This is a genomic window from Hydrogenophaga pseudoflava, assembly GCF_031020795.1.
Classification (GTDB): Bacteria; Pseudomonadota; Gammaproteobacteria; order Burkholderiales; family Burkholderiaceae_C; genus Hydrogenophaga; species Hydrogenophaga pseudoflava_A.
Genome location: NZ_JAVHJP010000002.1, coordinates 537,782 through 554,403 on the forward strand (window position 1 = coordinate 537,782; position 16,622 = coordinate 554,403).

At 66.4% G+C, this 16,622-nt stretch carries 18 protein-coding genes; 11 read left to right on the forward strand and 7 right to left on the reverse strand.

Features of this window, described 5'->3' with window-relative positions; genetic code table 11:
• Positions 1-40 precede the first annotated feature (40 nt).
• The 6 genes from RCO38_RS08285 to pbpG all read left to right on the forward strand — a co-directional run bounded on the left by RCO38_RS08285 (position 41) and on the right by pbpG (position 7,670).
• Positions 41-1,822 (forward strand): acetolactate synthase 3 catalytic subunit, encoded by a 1,782-nt coding sequence (locus RCO38_RS08285; RefSeq protein ID WP_308327819.1) that lies wholly within the window; start codon positions 41-43, stop codon positions 1,820-1,822.
• Positions 1,823-1,951: 129 nt separating this feature from the next.
• Complete coding sequence (gene ilvN, locus RCO38_RS08290; RefSeq protein ID WP_066151204.1) at positions 1,952-2,443, forward strand: acetolactate synthase small subunit; 492 nt, start codon at positions 1,952-1,954, stop codon at positions 2,441-2,443.
• 110 nt (positions 2,444-2,553) lie between these two features.
• Positions 2,554-3,570 (forward strand): ketol-acid reductoisomerase, encoded by a 1,017-nt coding sequence (gene ilvC, locus RCO38_RS08295; RefSeq protein ID WP_308327820.1) that lies wholly within the window; start codon positions 2,554-2,556, stop codon positions 3,568-3,570.
• A 112-nt stretch (positions 3,571-3,682) separates the two neighbouring features.
• Positions 3,683-4,492: a CDP-diacylglycerol--serine O-phosphatidyltransferase gene (gene pssA, locus RCO38_RS08300; RefSeq protein ID WP_308327821.1), complete on the forward strand. Its 810-nt coding sequence runs from the start codon at positions 3,683-3,685 to the stop codon at positions 4,490-4,492.
• 239 nt (positions 4,493-4,731) lie between these two features.
• Positions 4,732-6,273, forward strand: coding sequence for a 2-isopropylmalate synthase (locus RCO38_RS08305; RefSeq protein ID WP_308327822.1), 1,542 nt, complete (start codon positions 4,732-4,734; stop codon positions 6,271-6,273).
• A 176-nt stretch (positions 6,274-6,449) separates the two neighbouring features.
• Complete coding sequence (pbpG, locus tag RCO38_RS08310) at positions 6,450-7,670, forward strand: D-alanyl-D-alanine endopeptidase (RefSeq protein ID WP_308327823.1); 1,221 nt, start codon at positions 6,450-6,452, stop codon at positions 7,668-7,670.
• 73 nt (positions 7,671-7,743) lie between these two features.
• Here the strand turns inward: pbpG and RCO38_RS08315 are convergent, their stop codons facing one another.
• From RCO38_RS08315 to RCO38_RS08330, 4 genes are read right to left on the reverse strand one after another with little or no spacing between them, the layout of a single operon-like run.
• The gene (locus tag RCO38_RS08315; RefSeq protein WP_308327824.1) at positions 7,744-8,547 is read right to left on the reverse strand and encodes an IclR family transcriptional regulator; all 804 of its coding nucleotides are present in this window, start codon (positions 8,545-8,547) and stop codon (positions 7,744-7,746) included.
• Positions 8,548-8,584: 37 nt separating this feature from the next.
• Positions 8,585-9,325: an arginyltransferase gene (locus RCO38_RS08320; protein WP_308327825.1), complete on the reverse strand. Its 741-nt coding sequence runs from the start codon at positions 9,323-9,325 to the stop codon at positions 8,585-8,587.
• On the reverse strand, positions 9,322-10,095 hold the full coding sequence (gene aat, locus RCO38_RS08325; RefSeq protein ID WP_308327826.1) for a leucyl/phenylalanyl-tRNA--protein transferase: 774 nt from the start codon (positions 10,093-10,095) through the stop codon (positions 9,322-9,324). Before aat ends, RCO38_RS08320 begins: the two co-directional genes overlap by 4 nt.
• A gap of 3 nt (positions 10,096-10,098) precedes the next feature.
• Positions 10,099-10,455, reverse strand: a complete 357-nt coding sequence (locus RCO38_RS08330) for a VanZ family protein (RefSeq protein ID WP_308327827.1) — start codon at positions 10,453-10,455, stop codon at positions 10,099-10,101.
• 145 nt (positions 10,456-10,600) lie between these two features.
• Between RCO38_RS08330 and RCO38_RS08335 the strand changes: the two genes are divergently transcribed.
• Positions 10,601-11,113, forward strand: coding sequence for a phage holin family protein (locus RCO38_RS08335; protein WP_308327828.1), 513 nt, complete (start codon positions 10,601-10,603; stop codon positions 11,111-11,113).
• A gap of 25 nt (positions 11,114-11,138) precedes the next feature.
• Here the strand turns inward: RCO38_RS08335 and RCO38_RS08340 are convergent, their stop codons facing one another.
• The 3 genes from RCO38_RS08340 to RCO38_RS08350 all read right to left on the reverse strand — a co-directional run bounded on the left by RCO38_RS08340 (position 11,139) and on the right by RCO38_RS08350 (position 13,579).
• Positions 11,139-12,401 carry a cation:proton antiporter domain-containing protein gene (locus RCO38_RS08340; protein WP_308327829.1) on the reverse strand — a complete coding sequence of 421 codons (1,263 nt, stop codon included), beginning with the start codon at positions 12,399-12,401 and terminating at the stop codon, positions 11,139-11,141.
• A 94-nt stretch (positions 12,402-12,495) separates the two neighbouring features.
• Positions 12,496-12,951: a PA2169 family four-helix-bundle protein gene (locus RCO38_RS08345; RefSeq protein WP_308327830.1), complete on the reverse strand. Its 456-nt coding sequence runs from the start codon at positions 12,949-12,951 to the stop codon at positions 12,496-12,498.
• 190 nt (positions 12,952-13,141) lie between these two features.
• A complete protein-coding gene (locus RCO38_RS08350; RefSeq protein ID WP_308327831.1) occupies positions 13,142-13,579 on the reverse strand; it encodes a CBS domain-containing protein in 438 nt (145 codons plus the stop codon).
• Positions 13,580-13,736: 157 nt separating this feature from the next.
• On the opposite strand from RCO38_RS08350, the gene RCO38_RS08355 reads away from it, so the two are divergent.
• The 4 genes from RCO38_RS08355 to RCO38_RS08370 all read left to right on the forward strand — a co-directional run bounded on the left by RCO38_RS08355 (position 13,737) and on the right by RCO38_RS08370 (position 16,614).
• On the forward strand, positions 13,737-14,420 hold the full coding sequence (locus RCO38_RS08355) for an OmpA family protein (RefSeq protein ID WP_308327832.1): 684 nt from the start codon (positions 13,737-13,739) through the stop codon (positions 14,418-14,420).
• Positions 14,421-14,461: 41 nt separating this feature from the next.
• Positions 14,462-15,631, forward strand: a complete 1,170-nt coding sequence (locus RCO38_RS08360) for a zinc-dependent alcohol dehydrogenase (RefSeq protein ID WP_308327833.1) — start codon at positions 14,462-14,464, stop codon at positions 15,629-15,631.
• Positions 15,632-15,672: 41 nt separating this feature from the next.
• Positions 15,673-16,227: a hypothetical protein gene (locus RCO38_RS08365; RefSeq protein ID WP_308327834.1), complete on the forward strand. Its 555-nt coding sequence runs from the start codon at positions 15,673-15,675 to the stop codon at positions 16,225-16,227.
• A gap of 90 nt (positions 16,228-16,317) precedes the next feature.
• On the forward strand, positions 16,318-16,614 hold the full coding sequence (locus RCO38_RS08370) for a DUF883 family protein (protein ID WP_308327835.1): 297 nt from the start codon (positions 16,318-16,320) through the stop codon (positions 16,612-16,614).
• The last annotated feature ends 8 nt before the right edge of the window (positions 16,615-16,622 follow it).

Consider the following 16,622-nt stretch of genomic DNA (forward strand, 5'->3'; position numbering starts at 1 on the left):
CCCAAGGTATTTCGTCAGAGAAATTCTCGAAAGGTTGATCATGGAAATCTCCAAGGCCGAACTGGCCTCTGCGGCCGCTGCGGCCAACCAAACCCCCGCTTCCGAACAGCTCATGGGCGCCGAGATCATGGTGCGCGCCTTGCAGGCCGAAGGCGTCAAGTACATCTGGGGCTATCCCGGCGGCGCGGTGCTCTACATCTACGACGCCCTGTACAAGCAGGACACCATGCAGCACGTGCTGGTGCGCCACGAGCAGGCGGCCGTGCACGCTGCCGACGGTTATGCCCGCGCCACCGGCGACGTGGGCGTGGCGCTGGTCACCTCGGGGCCCGGTGTCACCAATGCCGTGACCGGCATCGCCACCGCCTACACCGACAGCATTCCCATGGTCATCATCGCGGGTCAGGTGCCCACGGCGGCCATCGGCTCGGACGCCTTCCAGGAATGCGACACCGTCGGCATCACACGCCCCATCGTCAAGCACAACTTCCTGGTCAAGGATGTGCGTGATCTGGCCGACGTGATGAAGAAGGCCTTCCACATCGCTCGCACCGGCCGCCCCGGCCCCGTGGTGGTGGACATCCCGAAGGACGTGTCGTTCAACAAGGCCACCTGGACGGGCTACCCCGAGTCGGTGGAGATGCGCTCTTACAACCCGGTGCGCAAGGGGCACGGCGGCCAGATTCGCAAGGCGCTGCAGTTGTTGATGTCGGCCAAGCGGCCCTACATCTACACGGGCGGCGGTGTGCTGCTGGGCAACGCGGTGCCCGAACTGCGCACGCTGGTAGACCTGCTCGGCTACCCCGTCACCCACACGCTGATGGGGCTGGGTGCGTACCCGGCCACCGACCGCAAATTCCTGGGCATGCTGGGCATGCACGGCACCATCGAGGCCAACCACGCCATGCAGAACTGCGATGTGCTGCTGGCCGTGGGGGCGCGTTTTGACGACCGCGTGATCGGCAACCCCAAGCACTTCGCTTCGGTGGAGCGCAAGATCATTCACATCGACATCGACCCGTCGAGCATTGCCAAACGCGTCAAGGTCGACGTGCCCATCGTGGGCGACGTGAAGGATGTGCTGGCCGAGCTGATCAACATGATCAAGGAAGGCCAGGCCCGGCCTGACGAGAAGGCCCTCGCGTCGTGGTGGGAGACAATCGAGGGCTGGCGCTCACGCGACTGTCTGCGCTTCGACCGCGCCAACACCCAGGTCATCAAGCCGCAGATGGTGGTGGAGCAGCTGTGGAACCTGACCAAGGACGACGACTGCTACATCACGTCGGACGTGGGTCAGCACCAGATGTTCGCGGCCCAGTTCTACAAGTTCAACGAGCCGCGCCGCTGGATCAATTCGGGTGGTCTGGGGACCATGGGCGTGGGCCTGCCCTATGCCATGGGCATCAAGCTGGCCAAACCCGATGCCGACTGCTGGTGCATCACGGGCGAAGGCTCGATTCAGATGAACATCCAGGAGCTGTCCACCTGCCAGCAGTACGGCACGCCGGTCAAGATCCTGGCGCTGAACAACCGGTACCTGGGCATGGTGCGCCAGTGGCAGGAACTGATTTACCAGGGCCGCTACAGCCACAGCTACATGGACGCGCTGCCCAACTTCGTCAAGCTGGCCGAGGCCTATGGTCACGTCGGCATCCTGGTCGAACGTCCACAAGACGTTGAAGCCGCACTGCGGGAGGCACGCTCCATCAAGGACCGTTGTGTCTTCATCGACGTGCGCACCGACCCGACGGAGAACGTCTGGCCCATGGTGGAAGCCGGCAAGGGCATCACCGAAATGCTGCTGGGCTCCGAAGAGCTCTGACCCGCGCGTGCCAGTCGGTTGGTGCGTCAGCACCAGTTGCTCCGGCCGCATCCCCCGACGAATCTATTTGCAGCCAAGCCTGCGCATTACCGTGCGCGGGGGAGGGCTCAGAAAAGAGGAATCTTCATCATGAAACACATCATTGCTGTCCTGCTCGAAAACGAAGCCGGTGCTCTGTCACGCGTCGTCGGCCTGTTCTCGGCCCGCGGCTACAACATCGAGTCGCTCACCGTAGCTCCCACGGAAGACCCGTCGCTCTCGCGCATGACCATCCAGACCACCGGGTCGGACGATGTCATTGAACAAATCACCAAGCACCTGAACCGCCTCATCGAAGTGGTGAAGGTGGTGGACCTGACCGAAGGCGCCTACACCGAGCGCGAGCTCATGTTGGTGAAGGTGCGCGCGGTGGGCAAGGAGCGCGAGGAGATGAAGCGCATGGCCGACATCTTTCGAGGCCGCATCATCGATGTGACCGAGAAGAGCTACACCATCGAACTGACAGGTGACCAAGGCAAGAACGACGCGTTCCTGGAAGCGATCGACCGCTCCGCCATTCTGGAAACGGTGCGCACCGGCTCGTGCGGCATCGGACGCGGCGAGCGCATCCTGCGCGTTTAAGATCTGAGGTTTTTCGGGCTCAGCCGAACCGCCGTTCGGGCTGGGCCTGTCGAGGGCCTTCGACGGGCTCGTGTGCGAACGGCAAACCAACACTCCAAAGAGGAATGACCATGAAAGTTTTCTACGACAAAGACTGTGACCTGAGCCTGATCAAAGGCAAGACCGTCGCGATCATCGGCTACGGTTCGCAAGGCCACGCCCATGCCCAGAACCTGAACGACAGCGGCGTGAAAGTCGTGGTCGGCCTGCGCAAGGGTGGCGCGTCCTGGGACAAGGTCGGCAAGGCCGGCCTGACCGTGATGGAAGTCAACGACGCCGTGAAGGCCGCTGACGTGGTCATGATCCTGTTGCCCGATGAGCAAATCGCCGAGGTCTACAAGAACAACGTCGAGCCCAACATCAAGTCCGGCGCCTCACTTGCCTTCGCCCACGGCTTCAATGTGCACTACAACCAGGTCGTGCCCCGCGCCGATCTGGACGTGTGGATGGTCGCCCCCAAGGCCCCGGGCCACACCGTGCGTTCTACCTACGCCCAGGGTGGCGGCGTGCCCCACCTGGTCGCCGTGCACCAGGACAAGTCGGGCAAGGCCCGTGACCTGGCCCTGAGCTACGCCATGGCCAACGGTGGCGGCAAGGCCGGCATCATCGAGACCAACTTCAAGGAAGAGACCGAGACCGACCTGTTCGGCGAGCAGGCAGTGCTGTGCGGTGGTGCCGTCGAGCTGATCAAGATGGGCTTCGAGACCCTGGTGGAAGCCGGCTACGCGCCCGAAATGGCCTATTTCGAGTGCCTGCACGAACTCAAGCTGATCGTAGATCTGATCTACGAAGGTGGCATCGCCAATATGAACTACTCCATCTCCAACAACGCGGAGTTCGGCGAGTACGTGACCGGGCCAGAGGTGGTGAACGAGACCTCGCGTGCCGCCATGCGCAATGCCCTCAAGCGCATCCAGAACGGTGACTACGCCAAGATGTTCATCCAGGAAGGTCGCCTGAACTACCCGTCCATGACCGCCCGCCGCCGCAACACGGCCGACCACCAGATCGAAGTGGTGGGTGGCCAGCTGCGTGCCATGATGCCCTGGATCGCCAAGAACAAGCTGGTCGACCAGACCCGCAACTGATCGCTTCGGCGACCGCTGCAAAGGCCACTTCGGTGGCCTTTGCCGTTTGTGCGGGCTTGCCGCTGGCTTACACTGCGTCGCTGATGCCCTTGCGGCCCGACTCCCATTCCTCATGCACGACGGATCCGACCCCCTTCTCGAACCAGTTGCGGAGAACCCGCGTCGCCCCAAGGGCATCTATATGCTGCCCAACATGATCACCCTCGCGGCCCTGTTCGGTGGGTTCTACGCGATCGTGATGGCCATGAATGGCCGCTTCGATCTCGCGACGGTGGGGATTTTTGCGGCCATGGTCCTGGACAGCCTGGACGGACGTGTGGCTCGCATGACCAACACGCAGAGCGCCTTCGGCGAGCAGATGGACTCTCTGTCCGACATGGTGTCATTCGGCGCTGCGCCTGCGCTGGTGGCGTACGTCTGGGTGCTCAGGGACATCGGCCGCTGGGGATGGATCGCTGCCTTTGTGTACTGCGCGTGTGCGGCTTTGCGACTGGCGCGCTTCAATGTCAATACCGGCGTGGTCGACAAGCGCTATTTCCAGGGTCTTCCGTCGCCGGCCGCTGCGGCGCTGGTGTCCGGGTTCATATGGCTGGCCAACGAACTGGAACTGGTCAAGGCCGATCTTGTGTGGGCGATGTTCGCGATCACGCTGTACTCAGGCCTCACCATGGTGACCAATGTGCCGTTCTACAGCTTCAAGGACCTAAGTCTGAAGAGGAGCGTTCCGTTTGCGGCCATCGTGCTGGTGGCGCTGGGCATTGCAGTGATCAACATCCATCCGCCGACGGTGCTGTTCGGTCTGTTCGTCCTGTATGGCCTCTCCGGCTATGCCATGTACTTCTGGCGCAAGGCCAAGGGCCGCCCCACCAGCGTGATCAGCACCTCGACCGACGAGCCGGACGAACGTGGTCTGCACGAGTAGTGCGTGAGGCCGATCGCTGTCATGGATTACTTCTATGCGCCAGCTCGGGTCTTTGTGCTACATTGATCGCCATGAATCGCATTTCCCTCTCGCTACTACTGGGTGTCCGGCACGGGCAGGTCTGGTAACGCGCGAGTGATTTCCGACAACGGCCCGTTTGCACCCGCAGCGGGCCGTTTGTTTTGGAACTGCGGGTTTTTTCAAGAGTGGTCCACGAGGCCACACACCGGAGAACTGAGATGAGCGACAAGTTGATCATTTTCGACACCACCTTGCGCGATGGCGAGCAGTCGCCTGGCGCGTCCATGACCAAGGACGAAAAGCTGCGCATCGCACGCCAGCTTGAGCGACTGAAAGTCGATGTGATCGAAGCGGGTTTTGCCGCCAGCTCCAACGGCGACTTCGATTGTGTGCAGGCCATCGCCAACACCATCAAGGATTCGACGGTGTGCTCGCTGGCCCGTGCCAACGACCGCGACATTGCGCGCGCGGCCGAGGCGCTCAAGGGCGCCAACCGTGCCCGCATCCACACCTTCATCGCGACCAGCCCGTTGCACATGGAAAAGAAGCTGCGCATGACGCCGGACCAGGTGTTCGAGCAGGCAAAGCAGTCGGTGCGCTTTGCGCGCAACCTGGTCGAGGACATCGAGTTCAGCCCGGAAGACGGCTACCGCAGCGACATCGACTTCCTCTGCCGCGTGCTCGAAGCCGTGATCAACGAAGGTGCGACGACACTGAACATCCCGGATACGGTGGGCTATGCGGTGCCCGAGCTCTACGGGAACTTCATCCGCACCCTGCGCGAAAAGATCCCCAACTCGGACAAGGCCATCTGGTCCGTGCATTGCCACAACGATCTGGGCATGGCGGTGGCCAATTCGCTGGCCGGCGTGAAGATCGGCGGAGCTCGCCAGGTCGAATGCACCATCAACGGTCTCGGCGAGCGCGCGGGCAACTGCTCGCTGGAGGAGATCGTGATGGCGGTCAGGACCCGTCGCGACTACTTCAACCTCGATGTGGGCGTGGACGCGACGCAGATCGTGCCGGCCAGCCGCATGGTCAGCCAGACCACCGGCTTCGTGGTGCAGCCCAACAAGGCGGTGGTCGGTGCCAATGCCTTCGCGCACGCCTCGGGCATCCACCAGGACGGCGTGCTCAAGGCCCGCGACACCTACGAAATCATGCGCGCCGAAGACGTGGGCTGGAGCGCCAACAAGATCGTTCTCGGCAAGCTCTCCGGCCGCAACGCCTTCAAGCAGCGCCTGCAGGAGCTGGGCATCGAGATGGCGTCTGAAAGCGAGATCAACACCGCGTTCGCCGCTTTCAAGGAACTGGCCGACCGCAAGAGCGAGATCTTTGACGAGGACATCCTGGCACTGTGCAGCGATGAAAGCGTGACGGCCGAGAAGGAGCGCTACGGCCTGGTGTCGCTGTCCCAGCGAAGCGAAACAGGTGAGCGCCCTCATGCCGAGGTGGTGTTCACCGTGGAAGGCAAAGAAATACACGGCTCTTCGGACGGAAATGGCCCTGTCGATGCGTCGCTCAAGGCCATCGAGAGTCACGTGAAGAGCGGTGCGGAACTGGTGCTGTACTCGGTGAACGCCATCACCAGCGGCTCGACCGAGAGCCAGGGTGAGGTGACGGTCCGGTTGCAGCACGGTGGCCGTGTGGTCAACGGTGTGGGGGCCGATCCGGACATCGTGGTGGCTTCCGCCAAGGCCTATCTGAGCGCCCTGAACAAGCTGGAAAGCCAGGCTGACCGGGTTGCAGCACAGGGATAAGGCATTGCGAATCAACCACTTGTAACGAAATCCTCGGCAAAGACTCCGAACAGCCGTGCCTTTCCACGGTTGTTTGGAGATTCGCTGAGGAGTGTGTTACAAGCATTTGATATTGCTAGTTTTTTTACATACTCCTATACTCCGTGGCATTTGTTGAGGTCGTTGGAGTGGAGCCCATGAAGTTGTCCCGCGTACGATTTGTCACTCTGATGCAGTTGGTTGCAGCAGCGGTGATGTCGATGTCTCTGGCACTGCCGGTGACCGCGGAGGCTGCGTCCAGCAAAACCGACAAATCGGTCCGCAGCAAGGCCGCTGCATCGTCCGCCGAACGCAGCAAGCGGACCACCGTCGCCAAGCAGAGCGCGCGAAGTGGCAAAAAGGAACTGTCCGCCAAGGGCAAGCAGAGTTCCAAGGCTGTGCGCATGGCCCAGGCCGATCTCCGGGGCAGCAAGCGCAAGCTGGCCAAGAGCAGTCGCCTGGCAAAGTCTGGCAGATCCAGCGAAACCAAGCAGGCACGGGCCGCCCAGTCCTCGGTGCGCCTGGTTGCGCTCCAGCGCAGCGCCGTGCGCCCGGTGGCGATGGAGCCACGCTCCTCCATCGGAGATCAGATGGGGCTTCGGGCCGCCGTTGATCCTCTGGACCTCAACTCGAGCGTTGCGCTGGTGGTGGATCAGCAGACCAACGAAGTGCTGTTCAGCAAGAACGATTCCGCGGTCCTCCCGATCGCGTCGCTCACCAAGCTGATGACCGGGCTGGTGGTCACCGATGCCAACCTGCCGCTTGACGAGATGGTCACCATCACGTCCGATGACGTGGACACCGTCAAAGGCAGCCGCTCCAGGCTGGCCGTGGGGACCACGCTGACTCGTCTCGAGCTGATGCATCTGGCCCTCATGTCGAGTGAAAACCGGGCAGCCCATGCCTTGGGGCGCACCTATCCGGGCGGCCTCGACCAGTTTGTCCGGCTGATGAACGCCAAGGCGCGCGAACTGGGCATGCGCGATACCCGCTACGTGGAGCCGACCGGTTTGTCCAGTCTGAACCAGTCCAGTGCGCGCGACCTCGCAACCCTGGTGTCGGTGGCCTATCAGCGGCCGCTGCTCCGCAGCCTTTCGACCTCCCCGAGCCACCAGCTCGAACTGGGGCACCGGACCCTGGAGTTCCGCAACTCCAACCGCCTGATCCGTGATCCCGACTGGGACATCGGTCTTCAGAAGACCGGCTACATCTCGGAAGCGGGCCGTTGTCTCGTGATGCAGGCCCGCGTGGCCGGGCGCCAGTTGATCATGGTGTTCCTGGATGCGACCGGCAAGCTGGGCCGGGCTCAGGATGCCGAGCGCGTGCGTCGTTGGGTGGAAGCACAGCCGATGCACCAGGCGATGCGGCCGCAAGGCTGAACATGCTGCGTCGGCAGCATTGCAGACAATAAAAAACGGCCACTAGCGGGCCGTTTTTTATTGGAAGGGAGGATCAGCGGGCCACCGGCTGAGTGGCAAATCCTTTGGGGCAGCCCAGAGCAATCGAAATCTCTGCGGCGGTGGAGCGCAGCTTCGGCACCCAGTTTTCATCGATGCGGTCGGCCGGTGCTGAAATCGACAGGCCGGCGACCAGGCGGCACTGGTCGTCGTAGATGCCGGCCGCCATGCACCTCACGCCCAGTTCCAGTTCCTCGTTGTCGCGGGCCAGGCCGGCCATGCGGCATTGCTGCAGTTCCCGTTCAAGGCTGGGCAGCTGCGTCAGGCTGTTGCGGGTGTTGCCGGCGAGGCCTGTGCGGGTGGCATACGCCCGCACCCGTTGAGGTTCGTCGGCCGCCAGAAACAGTTTGCCTACCGATGTCAGGTGCAGTGGAGCACGCCCGCCGATGGCGCGAACCACCTGCATTCCGGAGCGTTCGCTGTAGGCCCGTTCCACATAGACGATTTCGTCGCCCTGGCGGACGCTGAGGTTGACCGGCTGCTGGATCAGCTTGTGAAGCTCCCGCATCGGCGCCAGCGCGGCATCCCGGACACTCAGCCGGGCCTTCACGAGGTTGCCCAGCTCCAGCAGGCGCATGCCCAGCCTGTAACTGCCGGCCTCAGGGCGGTCCACGAAGCGCCCGATGGTCAGGTCGTTGAGGATGCGGTGTGCGGTCGACGGGTGCAGACCCGTCTTTTCACTGATCTCCTTGAGCGACACCGGCTCTTCGCGGGAGGCGAGGACTTCCAGCAGATTGAACATCCGTTCAATGACCTGGACCGTGGGAGTGCTGGGCAGGGAGTCGTTTCGTTTTGTCATGGCCGCAATCGATATGCGGATATTTTACGAGATGAAATCAGGAGGCGGTCACCCAGCGACCGTCCCTGAGCAGTTCGTGGGGCCGAAACGCCGCCTTGTAACTCATCTTCGGGCTTTGCTCGATCCAGTAGCCCAGGTACATGTGTGAAAGCCCCAGTTCACGGGCCTGCTCGATCTGCCAGAGAATGCTGTAGGTGCCGTAGCTGGCGCCAATGTCCGACGGTTCGTAGAAGGTGTACACGGCCGAGAGGCCGTCGTTGAGCACGTCGACGATGGACACCATGACCAGGCGGCCCGGGTGGCCCGGCCGGGCCGGCTCGTAAAACTCCACCAGCCGCGAGTTGACCCGGCTCTGAAGCAGGAACTGGCTGTACTGGTCGATGCTGTCCTGGTCCATGCCGCCGCCGGCGTGGCGGCTGTTCTGGTAGCGCAGATAGAGCTGGTAGTGCTCAGGTTCGAAGCACAGTCCGAGGACGCGGGTTTCGAGGTGGCCGTGCCGGGACTTGCAGCGCTTCTGGCTGCGGCTGGGGCGGAACTCGTTCACCGGAATGCGCAGCGGGATGCAGGCCTGGCAGCCGTCGCAGTGTGGTCGGTAGGTGAACACACCGCTGCGCCGGAACCCCATGGTGACGAGGTTCGAATAGGCGTCGTTGTGGATCAGGTGACTCGGTGTGGCCACCTGTGAGCGGGCCTGACGACCGGCCAGGTAGCTGCAGGGGTAGGGCGCTGTGGCGTAGAACTGCAACGCCTGCAGCGGAAGTTCTTTCAGGTGCGTCACGCTGGTGCGTCAGAGCCTGTGATGAGGTGATTCCAGTATACGGGCTCGAATCGCCACACCGGTGCGTTGTGCGACGTGGTCTTGTGCAGATGCCGGCTGAAGTCGGCGCGCGACATCAGGGTCGCTCCGAGCGACGCCAGATGGGAGGTGTCCTGCTGGCAGTCGATGAGGGGAATGCCGTGGGCCAGGCAGAACGCCACCAGTCCGCACATCGCCAGCTTGGAAGCATCGCTGCGGCGGCTGAACATGGACTCCCCGAACACCATGGCGCCAAGATTGACGCAGTAGAGCCCGCCCGCGAGCTCACCATCGATCCAGGCCTCCACACTGTGCGCGTGGCCCGCTGCGTGCAATTGCTGGTAGGCCTGGATCATGGGCGGCAGGATCCAGGTGCCCGTCTGGCCCCTGCGTGGCATGTGCGCACAGGCCCGTATCACCCGCTCGAAGTCGTGGTCCAGCCGGAGGACCAGTCGCTGCTCCTGCAGCAGCCTGGTCAGGGTCTTGCGCAGCGAGCGGTGGAGTCTGAACTGCTGCGTGCGCAGCACCATCCGCGGGTCCGTGCACCACCAGAGAATCGGCTGCCCTGCGCTGTACCAGGGGAAGATGCCCTGGCCGTATGCCCGCAGAAGGGTGTCCACGTCCAATGCGCCCCCGGCCGCGAGCAGGCCCGGCGCGGGATCGTTCGGGCCCCAGGCGCGTTCCACGGGCGGGAACGGATCGCCCGGCTCCAGCCAGGGCAGTTCCGGCGTGAACGTGGGGGTGGAGGACATGGCCTATTGTGGGCGGGACCGCTGCGGCCACGGCAGAGGGATTGCGAGAACCACGGCGCCCAGCCAGATCCCGACGGCATCGGCCAGCAGGTCGAGGAGATCGCCGTTTCTCCAGCCGGTGGCCGACTGCGCCACCTCGATCAGGGCACCGTAGAGCAGGAGGCCGATCAAGACCTTGCCGCGCGGCCCCGGGTACGCGAGGCCCCCCAGGAGGGCCAGCAACAGGAAGCCTCCCGCGTGCTGGGCTTTGTCCCATGTGTCGAACACTTGCGCGGGAAGTTCCGTCACCGGCGCGAGCGACAGGGCTCCCACCATGGCCACGGCGGTCCAGAAGGCGGTTTTCAGAAGAAGTCGGTTCATGGGTTGAGGCATCCCGACCTGGGTTGAACCAGGGTCGGCAGACCGGCAGCGGGCCGTTCGCCGGATCTTCGGAGGCAGCGTTGCGGGAATTATGCGGGAGGCCTTGCTGGTCACTGGCGGGGCATGCGGTTTGCCCGTGGCGGCCATGAACCCCTCGACCGATTCCGAATCCCCTTCTGCCGCTGCGCCTACCGCGGACGACACCCAGGCTGTTGAAGCGCCCCGCGGCCTGCTGGAGAGCGTGCGGGCCTTGTGGGACGAGTTGCCAGGCCTGCTGAGTGACCGTCTGGATCTGCTCGTGCTGGAGCTCAAGCGCGCGGGCGACGCGCTGGTGCAGATCGTGGTCCTGCTGATGGCGGTGGCGGTGCTGGGGGTGACGGCCCTGCTGGCCCTGTGGGCCGGCATTGCGCTGGGCCTGGTGGAGCAGGGACTGCACTGGTCGCTGGCGCTGCTGGTGGTGGTGGTGCTCAATGCGGTCGTCGCCTTCTGGGGGTGGTGGCGCCTGCGCCGCCTGCTGCCGCTGCTGTTCCTTCCCGCGACATGCCGCCATCTGTCTCCCCGCGCCGTGGGACCGATCTCCGACCCTCCGGTGCACGCCGGCGACGCGGCGGCGGCAACGCCCACACCGGGCGCCGCTCCCGTCAACGAACACCGGTGACGACACGAGGACGCCGCTTCCAGCGTCATGCAGACGACCCGCGCCTGCGCTGGTACCGTTCCATGAGCGGCGTGGACGACACGCCATGCAGCACGATCGACAGGGAGATGGCCACCAGCGCGGCGCCGGTCAGCTGCTGTGCCAGTTCGCCGGTGATGCCATGCTCCAGCGCGTAGGCCAGATAGAACAGCGTGCCCACACCCCGGATGCCGAACCAGGCCAGCAGACGGCGCTGAGAAGTCGTCAGCCCCTGGCGCTGTACCACCGCCAGCACGGCCAGGGGGCGGACCACCAGCACCAGCAGCACGCCGAACGCCAGCATGGGCGCGGTGATGGGCACGCTGTGCAGGGCCACGCCCACCGCCAGGACGGTCGCGGCTTCCACCAGCCGTTCGATGCGTGCACCGACGGCCTGCATGCGCTGGGCGAGGTCGGTGTCCTCCAGCGAGCGCGTCCCCGGTGGGGCGGAGGAGGGGGCCTCGTCCGCGGAAAGCAGCACGGCGGCGGCGGCGAACACGACCACGAACGTGGAGCAATGCAGCCAGCGCGCCAGACCGAAGCCGAGCAACACCGTGCCCACGTAGAGCAACTCGTCGCGCGCCAGGCCCTCACCGCGCCGCACGCGCTGGCTCAGCAGCCGTCCCAGGCCGGCGCCCAGCAACAGGCCCAGCACCAAGCCGCCGCCCACGGCCCAGACGATGTCCATGAGCACCCAGCGACCACCCCACGCACCCAGCTCGTGCAGGCCCATCAAACCGAGCCCGAGCATCACGGCGGGCAGCGCACTGCCGTCGTTGAGGCCGCCTTCGGCGGTGAGGGAGACGCGCACCGCGTCCCGGTCGGCTTCGGACCGGATCTGGACCTCGGAGGCCAGCACCGGATCGGTGGGGGCCAGCACCGCGGCCAGCAGCAGCGCCGCGGGCCACGGCAGGTCCAGCACCATCGCCGCGGCCACACTGCCCAGTGCGACTGTCGCCACCATGCCCGGCCCGGCCAGCAACAGGGCCACACGCCAACGGGCCAGACGAGGAGGCACCCGCAACCGAAGGCCCACCGCCATCAGCGACAGCAGCACCGCCGCTTCGGTGGCCAGAACCACCGCGGGCAGGTGATCCTCCAGCATCTTCGGCGAAGGGGACGCGTTGAACGCCGACAGGCCGGCGCCCGCGCACCAGCCCGCCGCCAGGTACAGCAGCGCCGGCGTCAGAGGCAGGCGGCGCACCGCGCGGTCCACCAGCGCCAGCGCCAGCAGGGCCGCCCCGAGGAGGATCAGCGCGGCGGTGACCATGGCTGCGGCAAGCGATGGTCACTGCCGGCCCGGCGCGGGCCGGCAGCGCTCAGGCGGCATGCGCCCTGATCGGAGCGGATGGCCGTCGGCCCGCTCAGGAGGTGGCGGCGCGGGCCATGTTGCGCAACTGGCGCACCTGGTCGTGGTTGCGCTTGGCACCTTCGTACTGGCGCTCCACCACGGCGCGCAGATCGGGCGGCAGGGCCTTCTCCAGCGCCTTGCGGTAGCTGGCCAGCGCGGTGTCTTCGCCGCGTTCGGTCTCTTCCAGAATGGCCTTGTCGCTGTAGCCGGCCAGCGTCCCCTTGACGGCGACCCAGCCGCGGTGCACCGCGCCGGCGGCACTGCCGCTGTCCTCGGGTTTGCCGCCGCACTGGCGCACCAGCGTCTGCAGCTCGGCCGCGGCCTGGCCGCATTCGGCGGCGCGGCGCGTGAACAGGTCCTTGATCTCCGGCGCCTTCGCGTATTCGGCCGAGGTGCGAAAACCGTACTCGCCATCCTTCGAGGTTTCAATGAGGTCGTTGAGGGTATCGACGATGTCGTCTTGGGTCATGTGAATCTCCTGGAATGCAGAGTTGAGGAACCACGCCTTGCGGCGCGGGCCCCTGTGCGTGGCAGTTGGTGTGCCTGCGGTGTGGCGACCGGGGAATCCCAGTACCCGCAGTGAGGAACGGAAGCGCCGGTAAAAGTTGCCGCAATCGGGTCGGGTGGCCGGAAGCACCGCCCGGCTTGGCGCAGGGGCCTCATGGGCGCTCGCCGCGCGGGCTCTCGGGCGCGGAAATGTCGCGCACGGCCTGGTCGATGTGGCCGCCCTGGCGCAAGGCCAGGTCGGCCAGCGAGACGATGCCCACCAGGCGGCGGTCATCGTCGATCACCGGCAGGCGCCGGACCTGTTTGTCGCCCATCAGCTTCATTGCCTCGCCGATGTCCTGCCCGGGGGTGCAGAAGACCAGGTCGGGCGACATGATGTCGCCCACGCAGGTGCTCTCCGGCACCAGGCCACCGGCCACGCTGCGCACCGCGATGTCGCGGTCGGTGAGCATGCCCACCAGGGTGCCGGCGTCGCACACCGGCAGCACCCCGATGTCCAGGGTCTGCATCAGTTCGGCGGCGGCGCGCAGGCTCTCCTCGGGCGGCACGGATTGAGGGTCCGGGGTCATCACTTCTGAAACGGTCGGCACGGCGGTCTCCTGTGGGTGAATGCGTCGCCGGCCCCTCCGGACGGCAAGTCGCGCACCCCCATCGGGCATGCGATGTGCCCGGCTCCGGCCCATGCACCGGCGCTGCTGCATATCCGCCGCGACGCCCGTGTCGATCGACTTTTTTCAGGAGCAACCCATGAGACTGACCACCTTCTCATCCACGTTTCCACGGGCCCTGCGCAGCCCGCGCACCCCGGCCGTGCTGCTGCTGGCGAGTGCCCTGGCCGCCGCCGGCTGCGCCAACATGAGCGAACGCGAGTCCGCCACCGCCAAGGGCGCTGGCGCCGGCGCAGTGGCCGGTGCCGTGCTGGGTGGCGTGACCGGCGGCAATGCGGGTCGTGGCGCCATCATTGGAGGCGCCGTCGGTGCCGTGGCCGGCAACCTGTGGAGCAAGCGCATGCAGGACAAGCAGGCGGCGCTGGCCCAGGCCGCGGCCGGCAGCGGCGTCGCTGTGGAGCGCACCAACGACAACCAGCTGCTCGTGAGCGTGCCCACGGACGTCTCCTTCGATTCGGGCAGTGCGGTCATCCGGCCGCAGATGCGCCCGGTGCTCGACGGCGTCGGGCGCAGCATCGACCCCGCCATGCGCGTCACCGTGGTCGGCCACACCGACAGCACCGGTGGCGACATGGTCAACGACCGCCTCTCGCAGGCCCGCGCACAGGCGGTGGGCGACTACCTGGTCGCCCGTGGCGTGAGCAGCTCGCAGCTGCGCGTGATCGGGCATGGGGCCCGCGAACCCGTGGCCAGCAACGACACCGTCAGCGGCCGCGCCGCCAACCGGCGGGTGGAGATCTTCCTCTCCGAGCCCCCGGCCTGACCCGGCCGCCCCCGGCAACTTTTGCTGCAAAGGACCCTCCCATGCGCGCCCTCCGATGGCACGGCAAGCACGATGTGCGTTGCGACCATGTGCCGGACCCCCAGATCGAAGCCCCCCGCGACGCCATCGTCAAGGTCAGCAGCTGCGCCATCTGCGGCTCCGACCTGCACCTCTACAACGGGGTCATGCCCGGCATGAAGGCCGGCGACATCCTCGGCCATGAATTCATGGGCGAGGTGGTCGAGGTCGGGCCCGGCAACCGCACGCTCCAGGTGGGCGACCGCGTCGTCGTGCCGTTCACCATCTGCTGCGGTGAGTGCGCCCAGTGCCGGCGCGGCTTTTTTTCGCTGTGCGAGCGCAGCAACCGCAACAAGGCCCTGGCCGACAAGGCCTTCGGCCACGGCGGGGCGGGCCTGTACGGCTACACCCACCTCACCGGCGGCTATGCCGGCGGGCAGGCCGAATACGTGCGCGTGCCCTTTGCCGACTGCGGGCCCATCAAGGTGCCCGACCGCCTGAGCGACGAGCAGGTGCTCTTCCTTGGCGACATCTTCCCCACCGGCTGGCAGGCCGCCATGGCCTGCGACATCGAGCCCGGGGACACCGTGGCGGTGTGGGGCGGCGGCCCGGTGGGGCAGTTCGCCATCCGCAGCGCCGTGCTGCTGGGGGCGCGCCAGGTCGTGTGCATCGACAACGTGCCCGAACGCCTGGCCATGGCGCGGGCCGGGGGCGCGGTCACCATCGACTTCGACGAGGACAGCGTGCTGGACCGCCTGAACGAGCTCACGCACGGCCAGGGGCCGGAAAAATGCATCGACGCCGTCGGCATGGAAGCGCACGCCACCCGCTCGCTCGACTCCATGGTGGACCGCGCCAAGCAGGCCGCGCTGCTGGGCACCGACCGGCCCCATGTGCTGCGCGAGATGATTTATGTCTGCCGGCCCGGCGGCGTGCTGTCCGTCCCCGGCGTCTACGGCGGTGTGGTGGACAAGCTGCCGTTTGGCGCCCTCATGAACAAGGGCCTGACGGTGCGGACCGGCCAGACCCATGTGCCGCGCTGGACGGCCGACCTGCTGCGCCGCATCGAGGAAGGGCAGATCGATCCGTCCTTCGTCGTCACCCACAGCGCCAGCCTGGAACACGGCCCGGCGCTCTACAAGACCTTCCGCGACCGGCACGAAGGCTGCGTGAAGGTGGTGCTCAAGCCCTGATCCGGGCCGCGCCGGCCCACCCAACCCCTCCGGAGCCCGCCATGAACCGTCCACCGCTGCGCAATCCCTTTCCGTCTCCGCGCCAGGCGCGCGAGCTGACCACACCGCTGGGCTGGCTGGGCGTCGGCCTGGGGCTGTTCAAACTGCTGGCCGCGCGCCGTGTGGCGCGTACGCTGGGCGTGCCCGGCCCTGGAGTGGCGGTCTGCGGCGCGCGCGATCTGGCCACCGGTGTGGCGGTGTTGCGCAGCGCCCGGCCGGCACACTGGCTGTGGCTGCGTGCGGGTGCCGGCGCGCTGGAGATGGTGGCGCTGTCCCAGGTGGCGCGGAACCGGCGCGGCGCGGCCACGGGCACCGCGGTGGCCACGCTGGGCGCGGTGGCCGCGCTGGCCCTGGTGGATGCGGCCTGCGCCCGCGCCCTGGGCCGCGGGCGTCCAATGCCGGTGGCCGACTACCGCGATCGCAGCGGTTTTCCCCAGTCTGCGGCGCGCATGACGGGCGCCGCGCGCGAGGGCCTGCAGGTGCCGCGCGACCTGCGCGTGCCCGCGGCGCTGCGCCCCTGGGCCGGCGCCGACGGTCCGCCGCAGCGCGCGCCCTGACGCCAGGCCCGGTCTGGCACGGCACGGCGATTGCCACCGGCCCCGGGCCTTCACCCTCCTGTCCGTCCCTGTCCACATCGAGGAGCCCCCATGATCACCACCGCCCACCCATCCACCCAACGCAGCGCGCCCGAGCTGGTGCAGAGCCTGGCCGAAGGGGCCCACCACACCATCAACCACCTGGCCGAGCAGGCCGCGCCGCATGCCGAGCGGTTGCAGGAGCAGTGGTCGTCCGCGGGCGACATGCTGGGCGAGGGCGCCGACGAGCTGCGCGAAATGTCCGACGCCTGGCTCGACGCCCTGCGCACCAGCGTCCGTGAACACCCGCTGGCCTGTGTCGGTGTCGCGCTGGCCGTGGGCGTGCTGGTGGCCCGGCTCACACGCTGAGCGCGGGC

What these genes read in the sequence shown, in the direction of transcription:
- RCO38_RS08285 (WP_308327819.1), top strand. Translation starts at nt 41, where the DNA reads ATGGAAATCTCCAAGGCCGAACTGGCCTCTGCGGCCGCTGCGGCCAAC.
- ilvN (WP_066151204.1), top strand. Translation starts at nt 1,952, where the DNA reads ATGAAACACATCATTGCTGTCCTGCTCGAAAACGAAGCCGGTGCTCTG.
- ilvC (WP_308327820.1), top strand. Translation starts at nt 2,554, where the DNA reads ATGAAAGTTTTCTACGACAAAGACTGTGACCTGAGCCTGATCAAAGGC.
- pssA (WP_308327821.1), top strand. Translation starts at nt 3,683, where the DNA reads ATGCACGACGGATCCGACCCCCTTCTCGAACCAGTTGCGGAGAACCCG.
- RCO38_RS08305 (WP_308327822.1), top strand. Translation starts at nt 4,732, where the DNA reads ATGAGCGACAAGTTGATCATTTTCGACACCACCTTGCGCGATGGCGAG.
- pbpG (WP_308327823.1), top strand. Translation starts at nt 6,450, where the DNA reads ATGAAGTTGTCCCGCGTACGATTTGTCACTCTGATGCAGTTGGTTGCA.
- RCO38_RS08315 (WP_308327824.1), bottom strand. Translation starts at nt 8,547, where the DNA reads ATGACAAAACGAAACGACTCCCTGCCCAGCACTCCCACGGTCCAGGTC.
- aat (WP_308327826.1), bottom strand. Translation starts at nt 10,095, where the DNA reads ATGTCCTCCACCCCCACGTTCACGCCGGAACTGCCCTGGCTGGAGCCG.
- RCO38_RS08330 (WP_308327827.1), bottom strand. Translation starts at nt 10,455, where the DNA reads ATGAACCGACTTCTTCTGAAAACCGCCTTCTGGACCGCCGTGGCCATG.
- RCO38_RS08335 (WP_308327828.1), top strand. Translation starts at nt 10,601, where the DNA reads ATGAACCCCTCGACCGATTCCGAATCCCCTTCTGCCGCTGCGCCTACC.
- RCO38_RS08340 (WP_308327829.1), bottom strand. Translation starts at nt 12,401, where the DNA reads ATGGTCACCGCCGCGCTGATCCTCCTCGGGGCGGCCCTGCTGGCGCTG.
- RCO38_RS08345 (WP_308327830.1), bottom strand. Translation starts at nt 12,951, where the DNA reads ATGACCCAAGACGACATCGTCGATACCCTCAACGACCTCATTGAAACC.
- RCO38_RS08355 (WP_308327832.1), top strand. Translation starts at nt 13,737, where the DNA reads ATGAGACTGACCACCTTCTCATCCACGTTTCCACGGGCCCTGCGCAGC.
- RCO38_RS08360 (WP_308327833.1), top strand. Translation starts at nt 14,462, where the DNA reads ATGCGCGCCCTCCGATGGCACGGCAAGCACGATGTGCGTTGCGACCAT.
- RCO38_RS08365 (WP_308327834.1), top strand. Translation starts at nt 15,673, where the DNA reads ATGAACCGTCCACCGCTGCGCAATCCCTTTCCGTCTCCGCGCCAGGCG.
- RCO38_RS08370 (WP_308327835.1), top strand. Translation starts at nt 16,318, where the DNA reads ATGATCACCACCGCCCACCCATCCACCCAACGCAGCGCGCCCGAGCTG.